The organism is Tardiphaga sp. 285_C5_N1_2 (genome assembly GCF_052076065.1).
Lineage (GTDB): Bacteria > Pseudomonadota > Alphaproteobacteria > Rhizobiales > Xanthobacteraceae > Tardiphaga > Tardiphaga robiniae.
In genome coordinates, this window is record NZ_CP197241.1 from 762,968 (window position 1) to 785,812 (window position 22,845).

Genomic DNA, 22,845 nt, shown 5'->3' on the forward strand with positions numbered 1-22,845 from the left:
TCGGGGTTGTACGGGCGATGTGGACGTCCAGCCTTCCGTGCTGCTACGTGTTCGGTCGCATTCATCTTGATCGTTTGTCCGGGCCCCGTTTCGCATGCAGAATTCCACTGGCCAGAGGAGGCGGATGTCGCTGGCGGGCATCCGTCTTGACCGGGCTTCGTCAGTTGCATTGCCCCAGCAAATCGCGGCGCAGATGCGCGACGGGATTCTGCACGGGACGCTGCCGGCGGGCACCCAGTTTCTCGGTTCGCGGGAGATTGCGCGCGAGCTTGGTTGCTCGCGCATGGTGGTGTTGAGTGCCTGGGACATCCTCTACGCCGAAGGCTATCTGGAATCGATGCCGCGCGGCGGTGTCTCGGTCGCCGCAGTGAGCCGCAACGCGGCATCGCCGGTGGACGTGTCTGCGGATACCTCTCGTATCGCCGGTCCCATCTCTCAGCGCTGGCAGTCGCTGATTGGCTTCACCTATGAGACCAATTGGGCGTCCGATTTCAGCCCCGGTGCGCCCGATATCTCGACCTTTCCGTTCGGCGACTGGGCGCGGTTGCTGCGCCAGACGTCGCAGCACCCCGACAAGGAGGAATGCCTCGATTTGTCCCCCGCCGGGCTTCCCGAACTTCGGCGCGAGATCGCGGATTTCCTCGGCGCGGTACGTGGTCTCGTCTGCACACCTGAGCAGATCGTCGTGACCTCGGGCACTTCCAGCGCGCTCGACCTGTGCAGCCGCATGATCCTCGATCATGGCGACGAAGTCTGGGTGGAGGAACCGGGCTTCGTCGAGGCGCAGTGGTCGCTGACAGCGGCGGGCGGTAAACTGGTGCCGATACCGGTGGACGACAAGGGGCTGTGCGTCACCGAGGGCATTCGCCGCGCGCCGAATGCGAAGCTGATCGTGGTGACGCCGTCGCATCAATATCCGCTCGGCGTCAGCATGGGGCTGGAGCGGCGGCTGGAATTGCTCGACTGGGCCAATCGCAACGACGTCTGGATTGTCGAGGACGACTACAATTCCGAGTTCCGGCATCAGGACAGCATGATCGCGTCGCTGAAGTCGCTCGACTGCGAGCAGCGCGTGATCTATCTCGGCACCTTCTCCAAGATCATGATGCCCAGCTTGCGCTTAGGCTACATCGTCGCGCCGGAGCGCTTCGTCGAAATATTCACGAAAGGCCGCGCGCGCATCGACGTGCACAGTTCCGGCATCGGTCAGCGCGCGCTCGCCGAATTCATGCGCGAGGGCCATCTGCTGCGCCATCTCCGCCGCATGCGAAAAGTCTATGCGGAGCGGCAGAAGGCCCTGATGGATGCGATCCGTCAGTATTTGCCTGATGATCTCACCGTCGCTCCCTGTGCAACCGGTCTTCATCTGGTCGCTCTGTTCACCGAGCGCCTGAAGGCACGGATGAGCGATGTGGAGGCGGCACGGCTGTTGAAGCAAGGGGGTCTCCACGTGCAGCCGCTATCGCAGAACCATCTGGAGACGCCGATCTATGCCGGCCTCGTATTGGGCTATGGTCGCCTCAAGCCCACCGATGCGACGCGCCTGATCGCGAAAATGGCGCAGATTCTCGGTGTGGAGCCGTCTGCAGCAAAAAAATAATCCGATCCGCCATATGCGTTTCCCGGCAATGGCTGCGCGCCTGCGAATTGGTCAGTCTTCGGCGGGTAGCTCCGGGCTGCCGCAGAGGCGCGATCGCGTCGAACCATTGACGGCGCGACAACTGCTGCACATCCTGCATCTGAATGGATCGTTGCGCAGATGAGATCGTTGCTGCATTCGCGTGCAGCGCTTGCACTGTAACCAAGCACCTTGGCGTCTCGCTCGCGCGCTACAATGCGTCCGGCAATCTGGCCTAGTCGTTTCCAGCGAGTCTGGCTCTATCCCGATGCGCGCGATGCGCCAAGATTTTGCAGAACAAGGTTCGACAGGGGACGGTGGCAGATGATGGCTGATCGCGGGCGTTTGTTGAGATTGACGGGCAGTGTGCTGCTGATGGCGCTCACGCCAGCGGCGGCACAGGCGCAGACGCGGGCCGAGACCCTGCGCCAGGTGACCGGCAACAATATCCCGACGCTAGACCCCACCACGCCGGGCGCGACGCGTGAGGCCTTTGGCGTCTCGACCAGCATCTATGACCGCCTTGTGGCCTTCGACCGCAAGCGCGACGAAAACGGCGTCTGGGTATTCGACCGCAGCAAGATCCGCGGCGAACTGGCCGAGAGCTATGAGGTCAGCCCGGACGGGCTGAAGATCACCTTCAAGCTGCGCGATACCAAGTGGCACGATGGCACGCCCGTCACCGCAGAAGACGTGAAATGGTCGCTCGATCGTGCGGTCACGGCCAAATCCATTGCCGCAGGGCAAATGGGCACGGGATCGCTGACCAAGGCCGAGCAGTTCGCGATTGTCGATGATCGCACGATCACTGTAACACTACCCAAAGCGGATCGTCTGGCGCTGGCCAATCTCGCCACGCCGCTGGCGCCGATCTTCAACAGCAAGCTCGCGAAGCAGCATGCGACAGCCGAGGATCCCTGGGCTCAGGAATGGTTGAAGACCAACACCGCCGGCTCGGGCGCCTACACGGTGGAGATGTTTAAGCCGGGTGAACAGTTGATCCTGAAGCGCAATGAGAACTGGAAGAGCGGCCGTGACGGCAAGCTGCCTTACTTCAAGCGCGTCATCGAACAGACCATCGGCGATCCCGCCACGCGAGCCAATCTGATCGAGAAGGGCGATGCCGACATCGCCATCGATCTGCAGGCCAGCGACGTACCGTCGCTGCAGCAGCGCGGCAAGGTCAAGGTGGAGTCGTCACCGCAGACCAACGGCTTCACCATGATTGCCTTTAACACGCAAATGGCGCCGTTCGACAATCTCAAGGTCCGTCAGGCCATCGCCATGGCGCTACCCTATAACGACATGTTCAGCGCAGCGATCTTCAAGCGTGGCTTTCCACTGTTCGGTGCATCGTGGACGTCGCCGCCGAATGGCGACTTCCCGCAGCCGATGCCGGCGAAGACCGATATGGCCAAGGCCAGGCAGCTTCTGGCTGAAGCCGGTTTCGAGAAGGGCTTCAAGACCACTTTCAGCATCAATGTCGGCTCCGCCGCTGTCACCGAGCCGATGGCGGCGCTGCTGAAGGAGGCGCTGGCGAAGCTCAACATCGAGGTCGACGTGCAGAAGCTGCCGGACTCGCAGATGTCGACGCAGATCACCGAGAAGAAGCTGCCGTTCTTCACCGAAGGTTCCACCGCCTGGCTGCCGACCACCGATTACTTTTTCCGCAATTTCTTCACCGGTAACCAGCGCTGGAATTACAGCTCCTGGAATGACGAGCTGGTGGTGAAACTGGCCAATCAGGCTCGGTTCGAGCAGGATCAGGCCAAGTATGACGAGATGGGCAAGCAGATGATCGCGGAATACGTCAAGGAAATTCCGCTGGTGCTGTTGTGGCAGGCTAACCAGGACGCCGTGATGATCCCGCAACTCGATGGCTACACCTACTGGTTTCACCGCCAAGTCGACTTCCGCGATCTCGCCCGCAAGTAAGCGAAGACGAACGACCCGACGATGTAGCCCTTGTGCTGCAGCGCCGGCCCTGAACGAAAGCGGGACCAACGCGCGTGACGAATATCTGGGAAATCGGAACCGACATCGGTGGCACCTTCACCGATATCATCGCCATCCGGCGCGACACGTCAGAGACGCGGATCGCCAAAGTGCCGTCGCGCCCCCACGCGCCGGTGCAGGCAATGCTCGAAGCCATCGAGGCTGTTGGTCTGCGCAAGAGCGACGTGAAGCGCTTCATTCACGGCACCACCCGGATCACCAATGCGATTGTCGAGGAGCGCTTGCCGAAGATCGCGCTGATCGCGACGAAGGGGTTCGAGGACGTTCTTGAGATCGCGCGCTATCGTCGCCGCGATCTCTATCGCCTGGATATCGCGCCAAAGGCCAAGGCGCTGGTGCCGCGTGAATTGTGCTTCGCGCTCGACGAGCGCCTCGATCACGAGGGCCAGGTGCTGAGGCCACTGGCCGAAGCCGAAATCGAGCGCCTGATCGCCTGGCTGAAGGAGACTGGCGTGGAAAGCGTCGCTGTCTCGCTGCTGCATGCCTATGCCAATCCCGTCCATGAACAGATGCTGGCCGAACGGTTGAAGGACATCGTGCCACATGTCTCGCTATCGCATGAGATCAATCCCGAGGCGCGCGAGTATGAGCGCACGTCGTCGACGGCGTTCAATGCAGCGGCGATGCCGATTGCGGTGGAATATCTGAGCGAGCTTGAAGAGCGCCTGCCCATCGGTCCGGGCCTGCAGGTGTTTCACTCCGCCGGTGCGATGATCCCGATCTCGGCCGTCAAGCGCCGTCCACTGGTGATGGCGATGTCCGGCCCGGCCGCCGGCGTTGCGGCCTCGGTCAGCATCGCGCGCCAGCTCAAGAAATCCCGCGTGCTCACTTTCGATATGGGCGGAACGACCACCGACGTCTGCCTGATCGTCGATGGCCAGGCGGAGATGGCCGACGGCAAGATGCTTGGCGATCGCCCGCTGCGTCAGCCGATGCTGGCGGTGCATTCCATTGGCGCCGGCGGTGGCTCCATCGTGCGCGCGGGCGCAGGCGGTCTGACCGTCGGGCCGGAAAGTGCCGGCTCCGAGCCAGGTCCGGCCTGCTATGGCCGTGGCGGCACCAAGCCGACCATCACCGATGCCAATGCGCTGCTCGGCTATCTCAACCCCGAAACCAAGCTAGGCGACCGCATCGGCATCGATGTTGATGCCGCAGCCCGTGTCATCGAGCCGATCGCGCAAGGACTTGGACTGAGCCTTACCGAAACCGCACTTGGTATCATCCGCGTCACCAATGCCACCATGGCCCGGGCACTGCGCCGCGTGACGGTCGAACGCGGTATCGATGGTCGCGATTGCACGCTACTGGCCTTCGGCGGTGGTGGCCCGATGCATGCGGCGGGCCTCGCCGAGCTCTACGGGATCACAGAGATCGTGGTGCCCGCTGCGTCCAGCGCCTTCTCCGCGCTGGGATGTCTGACTGCGGATTTCAGCTTCCTACAGCAGCAGACGTTACGCGTGGCGCTGGACGGCATCGATCTGGCCAAGGTCACGCAGCGCATCGAAGCGCTGGTCGAGCAGACCCTCGTGCCTCTGCTCGCCAATGCGATCCCGCGCGACTCCATCCAGGTCGAGCTGGTTGCGCTGATGCGCTATGCGGCGCAGGCCGATGCGATCCCCGTGCCTTTCACGATGCCGCTCGATGCTGAAAAATTGCGGCAGGACTTTCTCGTCAAGCATCGCGAGTTGTTCGGCTACGCGACCAACGAGAGCTGCGTGATCGAATCCGTCCGCGCGCAGGCGCGGCAGCCCTCGACCACCGAAGTCAGTCGCCCGACAACAGTGTTGCGCACGGCGGTGGCCCCCAAGCGCCGCTGCTCATTCGATGGCGCTCTGGACGTCATGACCGATGTGATCGATCGCAGCGCCATGACTTCCGTCGTGACCGGTCCGGCGATCATCGAAGACGCGTGGTCCACCGTAGTCCTCCCGCCGCAATGGCAGGCGGCGCCGGACAGCAACGGCAATCTCTATCTCGCGAAGGTGGCAACATGAAGCTCGACCCGTTTGCCGTCGAAGTGATCCGCCATGGCTTGTCGGCCGCAGCGGAAGAGATGAGCCTGGTGATGACACGCTCGGCGCGCTCGCCGCTGCTGCGCGAGGCCGGCGATCTGTCCTCGGCGATTACCGATGCGCAGGGCGAACTGGTTGGGCAGGGCCGTGACATCCCGGTCCATCTCGGCGCCATGGCCTATACGATCCGCGAATTGCTGAAGGTCGTGCCGGCTGCTTCGCTGAGCGAAGGCGATGTGCTGATCTATAATCTCGGCGCGCTCGGCGGCAATCACCTCAACGACGTCAAAGTCGTCCGTCCGGTGTTCTTCGAGGGTGACATCGTTGCCTTTGCCGTCAGCCTCGCGCATTGGCCCGATATCGGCGGCACATGGCCGGGCAGCTATCTCGCCAAGGCTATCGACACCTTTCAGGAAGCACTGCGGATTCCGCCGATCAAGATCGCCACCGCGGCGGGTGTCAGCGATGCCATCGTCCAGTTCCTGAAGGTCAATGTGCGCGATCCGGAATCCTGCGAGGGCGATTTGCTCGGCCAGATCGCCTGCACGCTGGCCGGCGAAAAGCGCATCGTCGAATTGTGTCAGCAGCACGGCAAGGCAATGTTCGTGGCGGCGCTGTCGCGGCTGCACGATCTCTCCGAAGCCGAGATGCGCGAAGCCATTCTCGGGCTACCTGACGGCGTCTATGAAGGCGAGGATTTCCTCGATGACGGCGGCCCCGGTGACGAGCCGGCCCGCATCCATGTGAAGATCACGATCAAAGGCGACGAGGCGACCTTCGATCTCTCAGAGAGCTGCGATCGGGTCTCGAATTTCTGCAATACGACGTCCTTCATCGCGAAATCCGCGGTGGCTTATAGCGCGCGTATCATGAGCGGGCGCGATATGCAGCAGAATGGCGGCGCGTTGCGTCCGCTCACCATCATCACCCGACCGGGTTCGATCTTCGAACCCGGTCTCACCGCACCGGTGGCGGCAGGCAATCACGAGACCTCGCTGCGCATCGTCGATGCGATCTTCCTGGCCATGCAGGACGTGATTCCGGAGCGGCTGTCGTCGGGCGGCGCCACCACGTCCGGCATGCTCTCTTTCGCCGAGCCGCGGCAGGATGGCTCCTGGAAGATGCTGTACGAGGTCCATGCTGGCGGCGAGGGCGCGCGGTACAACCGGGCCGGCTGCGCGGCGACCCGCGTGCACCTGACCAACACCTCCAACACGCCGGCCGAGGCCATCGAGGCCAACTACAATATTCGCGTCGAGCAGCAGGCGATCCGCTGGGGCTCCGGCGGGGCAGGCGCCTATCCGGGCGGCGACGGTGTCGTGCGCAGCTACCGCATCCTTGCCCCCAGCATGCATCTGACCAGTTGTGTCGAGCGCAAGATTATTCCCCCGTTCGGTTTGAAGGGCGGCGCACCCGGCAAGACCGCGCGCCTCACGCTCACGCGCGGCGGCGAGGTAATCGACGTCGAGGGCAAGTCGAACCTCGTGCTGCAACGGGACGATGTCATCACCATCGAGATGTGCGGCGGCGGCGGCTATGGCCACGCGTGATGCACCTCCGCAAGTGCAAGAAGGATAATCGATGAGCAGACTTTTGCGGACGGGCCTCAATGCCGGCGACAGCGCCCCTCTGACCGTGGTCGGTGGCGAAGGCGTCTATTTCCATCTGCAAGATGGGCGTCGCCTGATCGACGGCAGCAACACCGGTGGCGGGCTCGGTCATCGCCACCCGAAAATGGTGGAAGCCATTCGTGCAGCCGCGGATACGCCGGTAGTGAATGAGGGCTGGACCTGGATTGGCCGCGAGAAAGCCGCGGACGATCTGATCGGCACAGCCTTTGCGGGCGAGGAGGACTGGGTCGGCGGCGTGCGCTTCTGCATCAGCGGCAGCGAGGCTAACGACATGGCGCTATCGTTGTGCCAAGCCCTGTCGCAGAAGACGGCATTGGCGACGCGCGAGCGCGCCTATCACGGCCTCGTCGGTCTGTCGCGCAGCATGACCGTGCAGCCGCACTGGCATGGTGGGCTCGCGGTGCAGGCCGGCGGTTCGCGTCTGCCCGCCCCGATGGCGCCGGTGAAGATCCTGCCTGCGCCAGATGGGGCGATCTATGGCGCGCCACTGAGCAACCAGCCGGTCAAGGACGTTCTCGCCGATGCCGGCGCGACGCTCGCGGACACCGCAGCGACCATCATCGATTACACGCAGGGCGGCAATTACTACGACGGCGACTATCAGGACGAAGTCGCTGATCACGCCGCGAAAGCAAATTCGATCTGGATAGCCGACGAAGTCGTCACCGGCGCCGGACGCTCCGGCCGCTGGTTCGCGTTCCAGGGCGCCAAGAGCCGTCCGGATATCGTCACCATGGGCAAGTCGCTCGGCGGCGGCGCTGCGGCGGTCGCGGCCGTGATCGTGTCCAAGAAGATCGTCGAGCAGCTCAAGGGATCGAGCTGGCAGAACTACGGCACGCTGCGTGGCCATCCGATCAGTATGGCCGCCATCAGCACCTATCTCAATGTGGTGACCGAGGAGGATATCCTCGCGCGCGTGCGCACGATGGAAGCATTCTTCACCAAGCGCCTGCTGGAAATCGCTCGTCGCCATCCGAGCGTCAGCCGCGTTGCAGGCCAGGGCCTGCACTGGACCGTCGAACTGCACGGGCCCGACTGGCGTTCATGGGCCGCCGACACCATGGAAAATCCGATCGCCTCGCGTGTCGCCGCGCGGGCGATGGAAGCCGGCGCCGTGATCGGCACCAGCGGCGAGCAGACCTCGCTGTTCCTGGCGCCGCCGCTGATCATTAGTGAGCAGGATGCCGAGCGGCTGCTCGCAGCGCTCGACCACGGACTCGAACTTGCCGACCAGGAACACGCGCGGGCCAGTGGCCTCAATTGAAACACGACAGCAGAGACTTGAAGATGCAAGACGAACAGGACATCCGCGCCGTCATCGCCGGCTATTTCGAAGCGCTGTATCACGGCGATGTCGCAGGCTTCCGCAAGGTACTCCATCCCCAGGTGCGGTTGTTTTCGGCCACCGACGGTACGCTCGTCAATCTCGATCTCGAAACCTATATGGGCATGGTTGCCGCGCGGCCGTCATCGGCGTCGCGGAGCGACCCGCGCGAGGACGACATCGTGAGCGTGTCCGTGGCATCGCCGACCACGGCCCATGCCCGCGTCAAGGACATGTATCTGCCGAAGCGCTTCGTCAACGAACTCTCCTTCATCAAGATCGATGGCCGCTGGCAGATCATCGCCAAGGTCTGGCACTTCTTCGCCTGATTAATTGCTGAAATGTACCTGTCAGGAGGCTTGCCGTGAGTGACGTCTCTCCGTTCTGGCCACCCGGCGAGCCGCACACGCTGCCGTTGCCCGAGGGCGTCCTCTACGATGCGCTGGTGCGGGCCGCGACGGCGCGGCCGGATCATCCGGCCACGCTGTTCTACGGCGGAGTTCTCACTTACGCGGAATTGTTACGGCAGGTAGACGCGCTTGCCGGTTATCTGCAGAACATCTGCGGGGTGAAGCGCGGCGACCGCGTGATGGTCGCGCTGCAGAATTCGCCGCAATATGTGATCGCGTATTACGCCGTCATGCGGGCCGACGCCGTGGTTGTGCCGATCAACCCGATGAACAAGACCGCCGAACTCGACTATATCGCGTCCGACAGCGGCGCCACGGTGGCGATCGTCGGCAGCGATCTCGTCGATGTTTTTGCACCGCTGCTTGGCAACGTCATCAACAGCATCATCGTCGCGCACTATCGCGACTATGTGCCCGAGACATCGCCTTACACGCTGCCAGCCTGCGTGACGCAAAACGGATCGTGCCCCACGGCGCCGGGTTGGCGCGCCTGGGATTATGTGATCGCTCGCAACGAGACGCCGTCGCCGATGACCGCGACGCCAGCCGATCTCTGCCTGTTCCCTTACACATCCGGCACGACGGGCAAGCCGAAGGCCTGCATGCATCTGCACTCGAGCGTGCTGTTCACGGCAGTGCTGCAGGCGCGCTGGTACCGGCTCGGTGGCGACGACGTGCTGACTGGCGCGCAGCCGTTCTTTCATGTGGCGGGCATGCAGGGCTCGATGAATGCGGCGATCTCGGTCGGCGCGACGCTGATGCTGATGGCGCGCTGGGATAAGGACCTGATCCCTGATCTGTTCGAGGCCCATGGCGTTACCTTCTGGAACGCGGCGCCGACCATGATCGTCGACGTGCTCTCCAGCCCGACATTTCGTGAAGCGTGTTTTGCGAAGCTCAAGGTCATCACCGGCGGCGGCGCGGCAATGCCGGTGGCGGTGGCCGAACGGTTGAAGACCCGCTTTAGCCTCGAATTCGTCGAGGGCTACGGCATGACCGAGACCATGTCGCCGACCCACATCAATCCGATGGAAGCGCCGAGGCGGCAGTGCCTCGGCATCCCGGTGCATCAGACGGATGCGCGGATCATCGATCCAGACACGCTGACCGAGCTCGGCAGTGACGCAATCGGCGAGATCGTGGTCAACGGCCCGCAGGTGCTGCAAAACTACTGGAACAAGCCTGAAGCGAACGAGACCGCATTCGTCACGCTGGGCGGCAAGCGCTTCCTGCGCACCGGCGATCTCGGCTATCGCGATCGTGACGGCTATTTCTTCGCGGTCGCCCGGCTGAAGCGGATGATCAATGTCAGTGGCTTCAAGGTGTGGCCGGCGGAAGTCGAGTCCATCATGTATGGCCATCCCGCCATCAAGGAGTGCTGCATCATCTCGACGCCGGACAGCTATCGTGGCGAGTCGGTGAAGGCTCTGGTGGTCCTGCATGATGCGGCCAAGGCGTCGACAACGGCAGACGACATCATCGGCTGGGCGCGTGGCGCCATGGCCAATTACAAGACGCCACGCTCGGTGGTGCTGGTCGATAGCCTGCCGCGCTCGGAAAGCAACAAGATCAGCTGGCGATCGCTGCAGGAAGCGGAATGGACATGACGACAGCAACCTCGCCCGCGGCCGAGCTTGGTCCCGAAGGACGGTTCTGGGCTCATCTGCGCGCCGGCAGATTGATGATCCAGCGTTCGCGCTCGACTGGCGAATATGTGTTCTATCCGCGCCTGATCGCGCCCCGTAGCGGCGCAGACGATCTCGAATTCGTCGAAGTTAGTGGCTTCGGCACGGTCTATTCGACCACCATCATGCGGCGGCCCGCGAAGCACGGCGGCGACTACAATGCCTGCGTCGTCGAGCTCGACGAGGGCGTCCGCATGCTTAGTCGCGTCATCACGTGCGCGCCGGATGAGGTTCATATCGGCATGCGCGTGCAGGCGGTGATCGCGCCGGTGGATTTCGGCACCTATGCCAATAGCGAGCAGCCCATCGTGCTGTTTCGTCCCGTGGGAGCCGCGCCATGACCGCATCCTCGCTGCGCGGCAAGAGCGCCATCGTCGGTATCGGCACCTACGGCCTCGGCCGTGCGCCGGGGATGTCGGCGATGGATCTGATGGCGGGCGCCACTGCGCGCGCGGTCGCCGATGCGGGTCTGCAGTTGAGCGACATCGACGGCATCTGCGGTGGCACGCTGTATCACATGTTCCCGACGCTCTCGATGGGGGAGTATCTCGGCATCCGCCCGAAATGGGCCTGCTCCGACATGACCGGCGGCTCGTCCTTCCTGTCACACCTCCTGCAGGCGACCATGGCCATCGAGGCAGGGCTCTGCACCACGGTGCTGATCGCTTATGGCTCCAATCTCAAAGGGGCCGGTACCTTCGGCATCCACGAACTGCCGACCTTCGAGAAAGTCTACGGCCTGATGTCGCCGCTGCCCGGTTACGCGATGTGCGCCGCGCGGCACATGTATGAATACGGCACCACGCGCGCGCAGATGGCGGAAGTCGCCGTGGCCGCGCGGCAATGGGCACAGCTGCATCCCGATGCGACGATGAAGGCGCCGCTGACCATCGACGAGGTGCTGGCATCGCCGCTGGTGGCCGATCCGCTCTCGCGGCTGGATTGCTGTCTGATGAGTGATGGTGGTGCAGCCGTCATCGTCACCAGTCCCGATCGTGCGAAGGCGCTGAAGCACAAGCCCGTCTATTTCCTCGGCGGCGCCGGGGCGAGCTGGAGCCGCGAGGTCTCGCAGATCCCGGATTTCTGTACGACGCCGACGGCCGAATGCGCGCCGCGCGCGTTCGAGATGGCGGGCATCACCACGGCTGATGTCGATGTATTGCAGCTCTACGACGCCTTCACCATCAATGTCATCATGTTCCTGGAAGACATGAGGTTCTGCAAGAAAGGCGAGGGCGGCGCATTTGTCTCCGGTGGTCGGATCGCGCCGGGCGGTGCTCTGCCGGTCAATACCAATGGTGGTGGATTGTCGTTTGCGCATCCAGGCATGTATGGGCTGTTCACGCTGATCGAAGCGACGGAGCAATTACGCGGCAATGCCGGCGCACGGCAGATCGCGGATGCCGAGATCGCGATCGCTCATGGCAATGGTTGCACCTTCTCGCATGAATTTACGGCCGTGCTTGGCGGCGCCAACACGCTGTAATGACAGATCTGTTGATGTTCACACTTTGTGGATAATGGGTGATCTGGCCCGCTAGTGTCTGCAGACTGCGAATCTGCAGCGTGACCGCGGACTGTCTCAGATGCAGTTTTTTGGTCGCAGCCGTGACCGAGCGATCGCGGTGAACGGCGGTCAGCGCGCAACTGGCGACGGATCAATTCCGCGGAAACCGGCTCACCAGCCTCGCAACCTCTATAAGGAAAACTTTGCTCCGGCCAAAGATAAGAATATTTTACTAATTCTACAAACTGGGATGTTGTTGGTGCGCGGACGGCCGAACGGCACGGCGCTTTGAAAATGGCCCCGCAGAGGGCAGCGATGAGGGAACGGCTATGGATGAACGCGTGACATTGCGTTCGCATCTCGATCGCGCGGGGGCGAAGACGCCAAACCGGCTTGCGATCGCCGCCGTGATCGAGGGAATCGCCGCCGCATCCATCGAACTTGCCGACCTTATTGCCGACGGCCCGCTGGCCGGCATTACCGGTCGTCTCAGCGGCGTGAATTCCGACGGCGATGCGCAGAAGGACATCGATCTTGTCGCGGACAGGATAATGCGCCGCGCGCTGCTCGTGACCCCCGTCGCCGCGATTCTGTCGGAAGAGGCAGAATTGCCCGAAATCCTCGATGTCGCCGCGCCGCTCTGTGTCGCGATCGATCCGCTGGATGGCTCCGCCAATCTTGAGAACAACATCTCGGTCGGCACCATCTTCTCGATCCGTCCGCGCGGTAACGATGTGGTTTCCACCTTCTTCGAGCCCGGCACAGCCCAATGCGCCGCGGGCTTCGTGGTCTACGGTCCCCAGACCACGTTGGTGCTGGCGCACAACGGGCGCGTCGATATCTTTATTCTCGACCGCCGCGCACGTGAATTTCTGCTTGTCGCACAAGGCGTCAGGATTGCGCCCAATACGCCGGAATTCGCCATCAACGCGTCGAACCGGCGGCACTGGCACGGTCCGGTGCGGACCTATATCGACGAATGCCTGGCCGGCATTGGCGGCAACGGCGGTGCTGATTTCAACATGCGCTGGATCGGCTCGCTGGTCGCCGAGTCACTTCGCATTCTCGTCCGTGGCGGCGTGTTCCTTTATCCGGCCGACGCGCGCCCTGGATACCGCGAAGGGCGCCTACGTCTTTTATACGAAGCACATCCGATGGCGTTGGTCATGGAATGGGCCGGAGGCTCCGCAACCACCGGCCGTCGCCGCATCCTCGAAGTCTCGGCGCGAACGCCGCACCAGCGCGTGCCGCTGATCATGGGCTCGATGCGCGGCGTTCGCGACGTTGCCGCCATTCACGAAGGAATCGAGCCGATGTTCGACAATAGCGACGCGCCGCTGTTTGCGCGGCGCGGCCTGTTTCGCTGAGCCGGGGGCAGAGCAAAATGTCGCGCAGCTATCCCATCATATCGATCACTGGTTCGTCGGGCGCTGGCACCACCTCGGTGAAAAAGACGTTCGAGAACATTTTCCGTCGCGAGAAAGTCGCCGCCGCCTATATCGAGGGCGATGCGTTTCATCGCTACAACCGCGTCGAGATGCGCACGAAGATGCTGGAGGAAGGCGAGAAGGGCAACAAGCATTTCAGCCACTTCAGCCCGGAAACCAACCTGTTCGAGGAGCTGGAGAAAGTCTTCCGCGACTACGGCGAATCCGGCACCGGCACCGCCCGTCATTACGTGCACGACGAGGACGAAGCCAAATTATATGGGGCGGCACCGGGGACCTTTACCGAATGGGGTCCGCTGCCGGACAAGTCCGACCTGCTATTTTACGAAGGCCTGCATGGCGCTGTGGTGACCGACAAGGTCAATATTGCCCAGCATGCTGACCTCAAGGTCGGCGTCGTTCCCGTCATCAATCTGGAGTGGATCCAGAAGCTGCATCGCGACCGCAAAGATCGCGGTTACACGCAGGAAGCCGTCACCGACACTATCCTGCGACGGATGCCGGACTATGTGAACTACATCTGCCCGCAATTCGCCGAGACCGACATCAATTTCCAGCGCGTGCCGACGGTCGACACCTCGAACCCTTTCATCGCGCGGTGGATTCCGACGCCGGATGAATCGATGGTGGTGATCCGGTTGAAGAATCCGCGCGGCATCGATTTTCCTTATCTGCTGTCGATGATCCCCAACAGCTTCATGTCGCGCGCCAACTCGATCGTGATCCACGGTTCGAAGCTGGATCTGGCGATGCAGCTCATCCTCACCCCGCTGATCCTGCAATTGATGGAACGCAAAAGGCGCACGGTATGAATATTCAGAGTCCCGCTCCCCAGATGGATCAAGCGACCGTTCCGCACGCGGATATGGCGAATGCGATTCGCTTTCTTGCGATCGATGCGGTGGAAAAGGCGAAGTCGGGCCATCCCGGCATGCCGATGGGTATGGCTGATGCGGCGACGGTGCTGTTCTCGCGCTTCCTCAAATTCGATGCCGCCGATCCGTCCTGGCCAGACCGCGACCGCTTCATCTTGTCCGCCGGCCACGGCTCGATGCTGCTCTACGCACTGCTGCATCTGACCGGATCGGCGGAGGTGACGCTCGATCAGTTACAGTCGTTCCGGCAATGGGGCTCGAAGACACCGGGCCATCCCGAATACGGCCACACCGCGGGCGTCGAGACGACCACCGGCCCGCTCGGCCAGGGCATCGCCACGGCGGTCGGCATGGCCTTGGCCGAACGCCTGATGAATGCGCGTTTCGGCGACGGTCTCGTCGATCACTACACTTACGTGATCGCCGGCGACGGCTGCTTGATGGAGGGCCTCAGCCACGAGGCGATCTCGCTGGCGGGACATCTGCGGCTCAATCGTCTGATCGTGCTGTTCGACGACAACCAGATCTCGATCGACGGCGCGACCTCGCTGTCGTGTTCGGACGATCAGCTTGCGCGCTTCGCTGCATCGGGATGGTCGGCCAGCCGCGTCAACGGCCATGATCCCGAGGCCGTGGCCGCGGCCATTGCACAGGCGCGCGACAACGACCGCCCGTCGCTGATCGCGTGCCGCACGGTGATCGGCTTCGGCGCGCCGAATCGGCAAGGCAGTGAGAAGGCGCATGGCGCGCCACTGGGTGCGGACGAGATCGCGAAGACGCGCGACGCGCTGCACTGGCCACACGCACCGTTCCACGTTCCCGATGCGTTGGCGCGACAATGGCGCGCGGTCGGCGCGCGCGGACAGACGGCGCATGCGGAATGGGCGGGGCGCGTTGCACGTCTGGACAGCGCTGTGCGGGACTACTTTCAGGACGCGCTGAAGGGCCAGCTTTCCAGCGGATACGAGAATGCGCTGGCCAAGATTCGCGCCCATTTCTTGCAGGAGCGGCCGAAGATCGCCACCCGGCAGGCCTCGCAACTCGTCATCGACGTTATTGCCGATGCCCTGCCGAATCTGCTCGGCGGATCGGCTGACCTCACCCATTCGAACCTCACGCGCGCCAGGATGCAGGCGCCGATCCAGCACGATGCCTTCGACGGCAGCTACGTTCATTACGGCGTGCGCGAGCATGCCATGGCTGCGGCGATGAACGGCGTCGCTTTGCATGGCGGCCTAATTCCCTATGGCGGCACCTTCCTGTGCTTTGCCGATTACAGCCGCCCCGCGATCCGGCTGGCCGCGTTGATGGGCATCCGCGTCATTCACGTGATGACGCACGACTCGATCGGGCTTGGCGAGGACGGCCCGACCCATCAGCCGGTCGAGCACCTGGCTTCCCTGCGCGCGATTCCAAATCTGCTGGTGTTCCGTCCCGGCGACGCCGTCGAGACCGCCGAGGCCTGGGATTGCGCGTTGCGGACGCCGCATGCGCCGTCGGTGCTTTGCCTGTCGCGTCAGGCGCTGCCTGTGTTCCGCGAGGGCATCGATTCCACCAATCGGGTCGGGCGTGGTGCCTATGTCGTCATCGAGCCGGAAGGTGGTCGCGACGTCACCCTGATGGCGACCGGCTCCGAAGTGTCGATCGCGATTGTTGCGGCCAAGCTGCTTGCCGATGACGGCATCCGCGCCGCGGTGGTGTCGGCGCCGTGTTTCGATCTGTTCCGGCAACAGCCCGGCGACTATCGGGCGGCAATTCTCGGCAGTGCTCCGCGCGTCGGTGTCGAGGCCGCGATCGAAGGCGACTGGGCGCGCTGGCTCGGCGATGGCGGTGAGTTCGTTGGCATGACCGGATTCGGGGCCTCGGCGCCTGCGGATGATCTGTATCGCGAATTCGGTATCACCGCCGCGGCGGTCGCAACGGCGGCGATGCGCTGCATTGCCCGCTCGCGCATCGCTGCCGCCGACTGAGTTGTTCGGGACAAGACAACGAAATGGAGGACCTATGGCACGCATTACACTGAGGCAACTGCTCGATCACGCCGCCGAACATGGCTACGGCGTGCCGGCCTTCAACATCAACAACATGGAGCAGGGTCTGGCGATCATGGAGGCCGCCGCCGAGGTCGACGCGCCGGTCATCCTCCAGGCTTCGCGCGGCGCGCGCTCCTACGCCAACGACATCATGCTGGCGAGGATGATCGATGCGCTGGAGGAGATGCATCCGGAGATCCCGCTGTGCCTGCACCAGGATCACGGCAACGAAGAGTCCACCTGCGCTACCGCACTACAGCATGGCTTTACCTCGGTCATGATGGACGGCTCGCTGAAGGCCGACGCCAAGACTGCTGCTGACTACGACTACAACGTCAACATCACGCGTCGCGTCGTTGATATCGCGCACTGGATCGGCGCCTCCGTCGAAGGCGAACTCGGTGTGCTCGGTTCATTGGAGCATGGCGGCGGCGAGCAGGAGGACGGCCACGGTGTCGAGGGCCAGGTCAGCCACGACCAGTTGCTCACCGATCCGGATCAAGCCGTCGATTTCGTCCGTGCCACCAAGGTTGATGCGCTGGCGATCGCGATGGGGACTTCACACGGCGCCTACAAATTCTCGCGCAAGCCGGACGGCGACATTCTCGCCATGACGGTCGTCGAAGAAATTCACCGCCGGCTGCCGAATACGCATCTGGTGATGCACGGATCGTCATCGGTGCCGCAGCGTCTGCAGGATATCTTCAATCAATTTGGTGGCGAGATGCCGCAGACCTGGGGCGTGCCGGTCGAGGAAATTGTACGCGGCATCAAACACGGCGTCCGCAAGGTCAATATCGACACCGACTGCCGCCTCGCAATGACCTCCGCCTTCCGGAAGGTTGCCGCGCAAACCAGAAGCGAATTCGATCCGCGAAAATTTCTGAAACCGGCGATGGACGCGATGCGCGACCTCTGCCGCGAACGCTTCGAACAATTCGGCACCGCGGGTCACGCCGCAAAGATCAAGGTGATTCCGCTGGCCGAAATGGCGAAGCGCTATCGCAGTGGCGCGCTCGACCCGAAGATCGGCAACGTCGCGCAAGCTGCCGAGTGAACAGACCTTATTCCATCCGGTGACGCCGGATCCAAACGAGGAGGCCACCATGAATGAACATGCTTCGATCACGATCCGCGGCAAGGATCGCTACAAGTCCGGCGTCATGGAATACAGGAAGATGGGCTATTGGGAGCCCGATTATGTACCCAAGGACACCGACATCATCGCATTGTTCCGGGTGACGCCGCAGGACGGCGTCGATCCGATCGAGGCTTCGGCAGCAGTCGCCGGCGAATCCTCGACCGCGACCTGGACCGTGGTGTGGACCGACCGCCTCACGGCTGCTGAAAAATACCGCGCCAAGTGTTTTCGGGTCGATCCAGTGCCGAATTCGCCCGGCCAGTACTTTGCCTATATCGCTTACGATCTCGACCTGTTCGAGAACGGCTCGATCGCCAACCTGTCGGCCTCGATCATCGGCAACGTGTTCGGCTTCAAGCCGCTGAAGGCTTTGCGGCTGGAAGACATGCGGCTTCCGGTCGCCTATGTGAAGACGTTCCAGGGCCCGGCCACCGGCATCGTGGTCGAACGAGAGCGTATGGATAAGTTCGGCCGCCCACTGCTTGGCGCGACTGTGAAGCCGAAGTTGGGTCTATCTGGTCGCAACTACGGCCGCGTCGTCTACGAGGCGCTGAAGGGCGGGCTCGACTTCACCAAGGACGACGAGAACATCAACTCGCAGCCCTTCATGCACTGGCGCGAACGCTTTCTCTATTGCATGGAGGCGGTCAACAAGGCGCAGGCGGCGTCCGGCGAGATCAAGGGCACCTATCTCAACGTCACCGCCGGCACCATGGAGGACATGTACGAACGCGCCGAATTCGCCAAGCAGCTCGGCTCTGTCATCATCATGATCGACCTCGTCATCGGCTACACCGCGATCCAGTCGATGGCGAAATGGGCGCGCAAGAACGACATGATCCTGCATCTGCACCGCGCGGGGCATTCGACCTATACGCGGCAGCGCAATCACGGGGTCTCGTTCCGCGTCATTGCCAAATGGATGCGGCTCGCCGGCGTCGATCATATCCATGCCGGGACAGTCGTCGGCAAGCTCGAAGGCGATCCGGCGACGACGCGCGGCTATTACGACATCTGCCGCGAAGACTACAATCCGATGCGGCTCGAACACGGCGTGTTCTTCGAGCAAAACTGGGCCAGCCTCAACAAGATGATGCCGGTCGCGTCGGGCGGCATCCATGCCGGCCAGATGCATCAGTTGCTCGATCACCTTGGCGAAGACGTCATCCTGCAGTTCGGTGGCGGCACCATCGGCCATCCGATGGGTATCCAGGCCGGCGCCACCGCCAACCGTGTCGCGTTGGAAGCGATGATCCTCGCTCGCAACGAAGGTCGCGACTACCTGCATGAAGGCGAGGAGATTCTTGCCAAGGCGGCGATGACCTGCACACCGCTGAAGGCGGCGCTGGAGACATGGAAGAACGTCACCTTCAACTATGAATCCACTGACATGCCCGACTACGCCCCCACCGCCAGCGTCTCGCTGTAAGGAGTACGATCATGCGCATTACCCAGGGCTGCTTCTCGTTCCTGCCCGATCTCACTGATGAACAGATTTCAAAACAGGTGCAGTATTGCCTCGCCAATGGCTGGGCCGTGAACATCGAATTCACCGACGATCCGCATCCCCGCAACAATTTCTGGGAAATGTGGGGCCTGCCGATGTTCGATCTGCGCGACGCCGCTGGCGTGCTGATGGAACTGACCGAATGTCGCAAGGTGTATGGCGATCGCTACATCCGGTTGTCGGCATTCGATTCCAGCCATGGCTGGGAATCGGTGCGGCTCTCCTTCATCGTCAATCGTCCGAAGGAAGAGCCAGGCTTCCGGCTCGAGCGGCATGAGGTGGAAGGCCGCAACATCCGCTATACGACCAAATCCTATGCCGTCGATCGACCCGAGGGCCAACGCTACGGTGGGTCGTGAGCACGCTGACGGTGGTTGATAGCGCCGGCGACGTGTCGCCCACGACGCAGGTCGATCTGCGCCGTGAGTTCGACGAGGTCGGCATCGGCGAGGTGCTCGATCTGCTCGATCGCGAATTGATCGGGCTGAAACCGGTAAAAACGCGGATTCGCGAGATTGCTTCGCTGCTGCTGATCGAACGCATCCGCAAGCGCATGGACTTGGCGTCGGGCAACCCGACGCTGCACATGTCGTTCACTGGCAATCCTGGCACCGGCAAGACTACGGTGGCGCTGCGCATCGCCAGCATCCTGCATAAACTGGGTTTCGTGCGGCGAGGGCAGGTGGTGTCGGTGACGCGCGACGAACTGGTCGGGCAATATATCGGCCATACCGCGCCGAAGACGAAGGAGATCCTGAAGAAGGCGATGGGCGGCGTGTTGTTCATTGACGAGGCCTACTACTTGCATCGGCCTGATAATGAGCGCGATTACGGCCAGGAAGCGATCGAGATCCTGCTGCAGGTGATGGAATCGCAGCGCGAGGATCTGGTGGTGATCCTCGCCGGCTATGGCGACCGCATGGACAAGTTCTTCGGCAGCAATCCCGGTTTCCGCTCGCGCATCGCCCACCACATCGATTTCCCCGACTATGCCGACGACGAATTGCTCGCCATTTCCGAATTGATGCTCGGGGATATGAACTACAAATTCAGCGCCGATGCGCGCGCAGCGTTCGTCCGCTACATCGCGCTGCGCAAGACCCAGCCGCTGTTCTCCAACGCCCGTTCGATCCGCAACGCGCTCGACCGCATGCGACTGCGCCAGGCCAATCGGCTTGTCGCCGATCTCGACCGCGTGCTGAGCGTCGACGACATCATGTCACTGGAGGCTTCGGATGTGCTCGCGAGCCGGGTGTTCTCGAACGGTCCTGGCGGGTAATGGCACCCGACCGAACACGCTGCCGACTAGTCGAGGTCTATTTTGGTGACCCTTGGTCTCCTAGCAGCGCGGTGCTAGCCGGAGACTTTCGGGAATTGGACAGCTACTGGGACCGGTTTTGCCACCTAGGGACCCTCTCGTTTGAAAGAAACCCTCAAATGCGGGCCCATCTCCACAGATTGAGCCAAACAAGCCGTCCACTGGCTCATTTGTTCAGCGAGGCTATCGGTACTTCCAGAGTGTAGATGAAGCCTGATGGTGGATAAGCCAAACGCACAGTGCCGTTCAGTTGCCGTCCGAGCGATTCCATCATGCGTGTGCCAAAGCTGCGGCGGACGGGCGGATTGACCAGCGCGCCGCCGCTTTCGATCCAGCTCAAGGTCAGTTGCTGCGACGCCTGGTCGATCGTCCAGTCGACCTTAACAATGCCACTCGGGTCCGAAAGCGCTCCGAACTTGGTGGCGTTGGTGCAAAGTTCGTTGAGTGTCATCGCTAGGGCGATAACTGCGCCCGACCCCATATCTACTTCGGGTCCTGAGACAGCGAAGCGGCCAACTCCCTTGTTGTCATAGGGCTCGGTGGCATTACGGATTGTCATCTCGAGTCCGGCACTCGCCCAACTGACTTGCATCAAGAGGTCATGAGCTCGACCGAGCGCAAGAAGCCGCCCCTCGATGGCTTGCTGCGCATGCTGAACGCTGGTGGCGGTCCGAAGGCTTTGTGAAGCGATCGCACTTACAGTTGCGAGGGTATTCTTGATGCGGTGGTGCAATTCGCCGAGCACAAGCTTTTGCAGCTTGTCGGCTGCTTCCCGCTCCTTGGCGTCTATGCCGGCCTGCGCGAGCAACAGCTTGGCATCTATTCCAGCCTGTTCCAGCAATAGTCTTAAGCTGTCGTTCTCGGCCGTCAGTGTCTCTTCCGCGACAGACTGGCTTGGCCGCGTCGGATTGACGGTCAAACCTGCCTGGCCAGAAACGACCTCAAGGGTGCCTGCACCGATCATGTCTTGCAGTTCGGCGATCATTTCCTTGCTGTCGATGGGCTTACCAAAAAAGCGGCTGTTCTCCGGTTTCTCGTCGCTTGAGGGGGTTATCTGGCCGGATACCAGGATGATCTTGATCTGTGGCCAGCGTTCATGGACCGCATGAGCAAGCTTCAATCCATCCATACTACCGGGCATCTGGATGTCCGAAAACAAGAGCGAAATGTCGGATCGCGCCTCAAGCACGCTGATGGCTTGATCGGCGTTCGTCGCTTCGACGGCCGTAAATCCCGCATCCTCAACGATGTCGACCGCTCGCATACGCAGCACCATCTCGTCTTCGACGACAAGCACGTTGGTCTTATCTCGAGATGATGACACCTAAGCTGCTCCCATCAAGGCGGGAGCACACACGGCCCTCAGTCACCGAGCGCCTATCGTACCGAGGTGATGTGAAGGAACCTAGCGATTTTTACATCCGAAGTCGACATAATCCTGGGATTGCCTATCACGCGTCATGCAAGGGAACATTCTGCTGGTCGATGATGCGTGTCGCGAGGAGATCAAAAATGCGTTGCCAGGCACGCTCCTGAAAAGGCGGTGGCCCCCGACGGAATTCGCCCTGGGGCGGCGGAACCGCTCCCCGTCGATCTGGACTATGCGCTTCACCAGAAGTTAGGCGAGCTCAGTTGGTCTTGAGGTTGTAGAGCTTGCGCAATCTTTCTTGCGTGCCGTCAATCGCGCGGACTGTATTGAGCTCTGCAGTGAGCCTCAATTGCACGTCGGCTGCGCGGTGAAGTGAGAGAATGCCCCAGTTCGTCTCAAAGCGAGGGTCTGCGATCTCGTCAATGATCACGGCCGTGACATCTTCGCACCCGTAGCAGCTGCGGATTTGCAGCAATGCCGCATGTTCGAGGTCGTGTCTGGAAAGCAGCGACTTCGCCATAGTGGGTATTCCCTTGCGTCATCGTTTGAGCCAACCCTGAAGATCAGATCAGGCCTTTAGTTTCGCAGAAACGGCAAGTATGGCGGGCGACTCTTAAATCATCACCAGCTTGATCTCACCGTCGTTGGCTGCAACCAGTTCCATCTGCTCGCGCGCCAGTTTTTCGATCAGCGGCCTGTTGGCGTGGAAGTACCTTTTGGCCTGATCTTTGGTTGGAAACTTGGTCGTCAGGGTACACGCAATTCGGCGGTTGCCGTGTCTTATGTCGAACGCCACGCGCTGAAAGTCATCAGGCGCCTGAACCTGTGTCGAAATAGCAATCATGTTTGGATCCATAAAGTTCGGCGAAAGCCCGAACTCCAGAAACATTACGACGTCTATGTGTTCAATGTATGTGGACGAGGGCGGCAAACAGCCTGAGGCGATCTCGC

The 22,845-nt window shown here is 62.0% G+C and carries 21 protein-coding genes; 17 read left to right on the forward strand and 4 right to left on the reverse strand.

Annotated elements, in window-relative coordinates; all coding sequences use genetic code 11:
- Window positions 1-124: 124 nt before the first annotated feature.
- The 9 genes from pdxR (at window position 125) to AB7951_RS03610 (ending at window position 12,182) form a co-directional block, all read left to right on the forward strand.
- Complete coding sequence (gene pdxR / locus AB7951_RS03570) at window positions 125-1,600, forward strand: MocR-like pyridoxine biosynthesis transcription factor PdxR (RefSeq protein ID WP_439059820.1); 1,476 nt, start codon at window positions 125-127, stop codon at window positions 1,598-1,600.
- A gap of 345 nt (window positions 1,601-1,945) precedes the next feature.
- Window positions 1,946-3,553: an ABC transporter substrate-binding protein gene (locus tag AB7951_RS03575; protein ID WP_120287985.1), complete on the forward strand. Its 1,608-nt coding sequence runs from the start codon at window positions 1,946-1,948 to the stop codon at window positions 3,551-3,553.
- Window positions 3,554-3,627: 74 nt separating this feature from the next.
- Complete coding sequence (locus AB7951_RS03580) at window positions 3,628-5,628, forward strand: hydantoinase/oxoprolinase family protein (protein ID WP_439059819.1); 2,001 nt, start codon at window positions 3,628-3,630, stop codon at window positions 5,626-5,628.
- A complete protein-coding gene (locus AB7951_RS03585; RefSeq protein WP_120287010.1) occupies window positions 5,625-7,196 on the forward strand; it encodes a hydantoinase B/oxoprolinase family protein in 1,572 nt (523 codons plus the stop codon). The genes AB7951_RS03580 and AB7951_RS03585 overlap by 4 nt, the downstream gene beginning before the upstream one ends.
- Before the next feature lie 31 nt (window positions 7,197-7,227).
- The gene (locus AB7951_RS03590) at window positions 7,228-8,541 is read left to right on the forward strand and encodes an aminotransferase class III-fold pyridoxal phosphate-dependent enzyme (protein ID WP_439059818.1); all 1,314 of its coding nucleotides are present in this window, start codon (window positions 7,228-7,230) and stop codon (window positions 8,539-8,541) included.
- A gap of 23 nt (window positions 8,542-8,564) precedes the next feature.
- Window positions 8,565-8,930 (forward strand): nuclear transport factor 2 family protein, encoded by a 366-nt coding sequence (locus AB7951_RS03595; RefSeq protein WP_120287008.1) that lies wholly within the window; start codon window positions 8,565-8,567, stop codon window positions 8,928-8,930.
- A 35-nt stretch (window positions 8,931-8,965) separates the two neighbouring features.
- Window positions 8,966-10,618 carry a long-chain-fatty-acid--CoA ligase gene (locus tag AB7951_RS03600; protein WP_120287007.1) on the forward strand — a complete coding sequence of 551 codons (1,653 nt, stop codon included), beginning with the start codon at window positions 8,966-8,968 and terminating at the stop codon, window positions 10,616-10,618.
- Window positions 10,615-11,037 (forward strand): OB-fold domain-containing protein, encoded by a 423-nt coding sequence (locus tag AB7951_RS03605; protein WP_120287984.1) that lies wholly within the window; start codon window positions 10,615-10,617, stop codon window positions 11,035-11,037. The genes AB7951_RS03600 and AB7951_RS03605 overlap by 4 nt, the downstream gene beginning before the upstream one ends.
- Complete coding sequence (locus AB7951_RS03610; RefSeq protein ID WP_120287006.1) at window positions 11,034-12,182, forward strand: acetyl-CoA acetyltransferase; 1,149 nt, start codon at window positions 11,034-11,036, stop codon at window positions 12,180-12,182. The genes AB7951_RS03605 and AB7951_RS03610 overlap by 4 nt, the downstream gene beginning before the upstream one ends.
- On the opposite strand, the gene AB7951_RS03615 is transcribed toward AB7951_RS03610, so the two are convergent.
- Window positions 12,148-12,336, reverse strand: coding sequence for a helix-turn-helix domain-containing protein (locus tag AB7951_RS03615; RefSeq protein WP_120287983.1), 189 nt, complete (start codon window positions 12,334-12,336; stop codon window positions 12,148-12,150). The two genes, AB7951_RS03610 and AB7951_RS03615, sit on opposite strands and share 35 nt — an antisense overlap.
- Here AB7951_RS03615 and AB7951_RS03620 point away from each other — a divergent pair.
- Genes AB7951_RS03620 through cbbX form a run of 8 tightly spaced genes read left to right on the forward strand, consistent with a single transcriptional unit; the run spans window position 12,283 to window position 20,486 of the window.
- Window positions 12,283-12,495, forward strand: a complete 213-nt coding sequence (locus tag AB7951_RS03620) for a hypothetical protein (protein ID WP_147421565.1) — start codon at window positions 12,283-12,285, stop codon at window positions 12,493-12,495. The genes AB7951_RS03615 and AB7951_RS03620 overlap by 54 nt on opposite strands.
- A 37-nt stretch (window positions 12,496-12,532) precedes the next feature.
- Window positions 12,533-13,570: a class 1 fructose-bisphosphatase gene (locus AB7951_RS03625; RefSeq protein ID WP_120287005.1), complete on the forward strand. Its 1,038-nt coding sequence runs from the start codon at window positions 12,533-12,535 to the stop codon at window positions 13,568-13,570.
- 17 nt (window positions 13,571-13,587) lie between these two features.
- Window positions 13,588-14,463: a phosphoribulokinase gene (locus AB7951_RS03630; RefSeq protein WP_093757257.1), complete on the forward strand. Its 876-nt coding sequence runs from the start codon at window positions 13,588-13,590 to the stop codon at window positions 14,461-14,463.
- Window positions 14,464-14,516: 53 nt separating this feature from the next.
- A complete protein-coding gene (gene tkt, locus AB7951_RS03635) occupies window positions 14,517-16,496 on the forward strand; it encodes a transketolase (protein WP_439059817.1) in 1,980 nt (659 codons plus the stop codon).
- A gap of 34 nt (window positions 16,497-16,530) precedes the next feature.
- A complete protein-coding gene (gene fba / locus AB7951_RS03640; RefSeq protein WP_120287003.1) occupies window positions 16,531-17,616 on the forward strand; it encodes a class II fructose-bisphosphate aldolase in 1,086 nt (361 codons plus the stop codon).
- A 49-nt stretch (window positions 17,617-17,665) separates the two neighbouring features.
- Window positions 17,666-19,129: a form I ribulose bisphosphate carboxylase large subunit gene (locus AB7951_RS03645; protein ID WP_120287982.1), complete on the forward strand. Its 1,464-nt coding sequence runs from the start codon at window positions 17,666-17,668 to the stop codon at window positions 19,127-19,129.
- 11 nt (window positions 19,130-19,140) lie between these two features.
- Entirely contained in the window at window positions 19,141-19,566 is a 426-nt protein-coding gene (locus AB7951_RS03650; RefSeq protein WP_068729086.1) for a ribulose bisphosphate carboxylase small subunit, read from the forward strand.
- A 5-nt stretch (window positions 19,567-19,571) separates the two neighbouring features.
- Window positions 19,572-20,486, forward strand: a complete 915-nt coding sequence (gene cbbX, locus AB7951_RS03655; RefSeq protein ID WP_120287981.1) for a CbbX protein — start codon at window positions 19,572-19,574, stop codon at window positions 20,484-20,486.
- A gap of 205 nt (window positions 20,487-20,691) precedes the next feature.
- Here the strand turns inward: cbbX and AB7951_RS03660 are convergent, their stop codons facing one another.
- The 3 genes from AB7951_RS03660 to AB7951_RS03670 all read right to left on the reverse strand — a co-directional run bounded on the left by AB7951_RS03660 (window position 20,692) and on the right by AB7951_RS03670 (window position 22,783).
- On the reverse strand, window positions 20,692-21,849 hold the full coding sequence (locus AB7951_RS03660) for a sensor histidine kinase (RefSeq protein WP_439066717.1): 1,158 nt from the start codon (window positions 21,847-21,849) through the stop codon (window positions 20,692-20,694).
- Between the two features lie 304 nt (window positions 21,850-22,153).
- Window positions 22,154-22,414, reverse strand: coding sequence for a hypothetical protein (locus AB7951_RS03665; RefSeq protein WP_089266051.1), 261 nt, complete (start codon window positions 22,412-22,414; stop codon window positions 22,154-22,156).
- A 93-nt stretch (window positions 22,415-22,507) separates the two neighbouring features.
- The gene (locus tag AB7951_RS03670) at window positions 22,508-22,783 is read right to left on the reverse strand and encodes a hypothetical protein (protein WP_439059816.1); all 276 of its coding nucleotides are present in this window, start codon (window positions 22,781-22,783) and stop codon (window positions 22,508-22,510) included.
- Window positions 22,784-22,845 lie beyond the last annotated feature (62 nt).

Bases quoted from the DNA above. Each gene is read 5' to 3' on its own strand.
- pdxR (WP_439059820.1), top strand. From the start codon at position 125: ATGTCGCTGGCGGGCATCCGTCTTGACCGGGCTTCGTCAGTTGCATTG.
- AB7951_RS03575 (WP_120287985.1), top strand. From the start codon at position 1,946: ATGGCTGATCGCGGGCGTTTGTTGAGATTGACGGGCAGTGTGCTGCTG.
- AB7951_RS03585 (WP_120287010.1), top strand. From the start codon at position 5,625: ATGAAGCTCGACCCGTTTGCCGTCGAAGTGATCCGCCATGGCTTGTCG.
- AB7951_RS03590 (WP_439059818.1), top strand. From the start codon at position 7,228: ATGAGCAGACTTTTGCGGACGGGCCTCAATGCCGGCGACAGCGCCCCT.
- AB7951_RS03595 (WP_120287008.1), top strand. From the start codon at position 8,565: ATGCAAGACGAACAGGACATCCGCGCCGTCATCGCCGGCTATTTCGAA.
- AB7951_RS03605 (WP_120287984.1), top strand. From the start codon at position 10,615: ATGACGACAGCAACCTCGCCCGCGGCCGAGCTTGGTCCCGAAGGACGG.
- AB7951_RS03610 (WP_120287006.1), top strand. From the start codon at position 11,034: ATGACCGCATCCTCGCTGCGCGGCAAGAGCGCCATCGTCGGTATCGGC.
- AB7951_RS03620 (WP_147421565.1), top strand. From the start codon at position 12,283: ATGCAGTTTTTTGGTCGCAGCCGTGACCGAGCGATCGCGGTGAACGGC.
- AB7951_RS03625 (WP_120287005.1), top strand. From the start codon at position 12,533: ATGGATGAACGCGTGACATTGCGTTCGCATCTCGATCGCGCGGGGGCG.
- AB7951_RS03630 (WP_093757257.1), top strand. From the start codon at position 13,588: ATGTCGCGCAGCTATCCCATCATATCGATCACTGGTTCGTCGGGCGCT.
- tkt (WP_439059817.1), top strand. From the start codon at position 14,517: ATGGCGAATGCGATTCGCTTTCTTGCGATCGATGCGGTGGAAAAGGCG.
- fba (WP_120287003.1), top strand. From the start codon at position 16,531: ATGGCACGCATTACACTGAGGCAACTGCTCGATCACGCCGCCGAACAT.
- AB7951_RS03645 (WP_120287982.1), top strand. From the start codon at position 17,666: ATGAATGAACATGCTTCGATCACGATCCGCGGCAAGGATCGCTACAAG.
- AB7951_RS03650 (WP_068729086.1), top strand. From the start codon at position 19,141: ATGCGCATTACCCAGGGCTGCTTCTCGTTCCTGCCCGATCTCACTGAT.
- AB7951_RS03665 (WP_089266051.1), bottom strand. From the start codon at position 22,414: ATGGCGAAGTCGCTGCTTTCCAGACACGACCTCGAACATGCGGCATTG.
- AB7951_RS03670 (WP_439059816.1), bottom strand. From the start codon at position 22,783: ATGTTTCTGGAGTTCGGGCTTTCGCCGAACTTTATGGATCCAAACATG.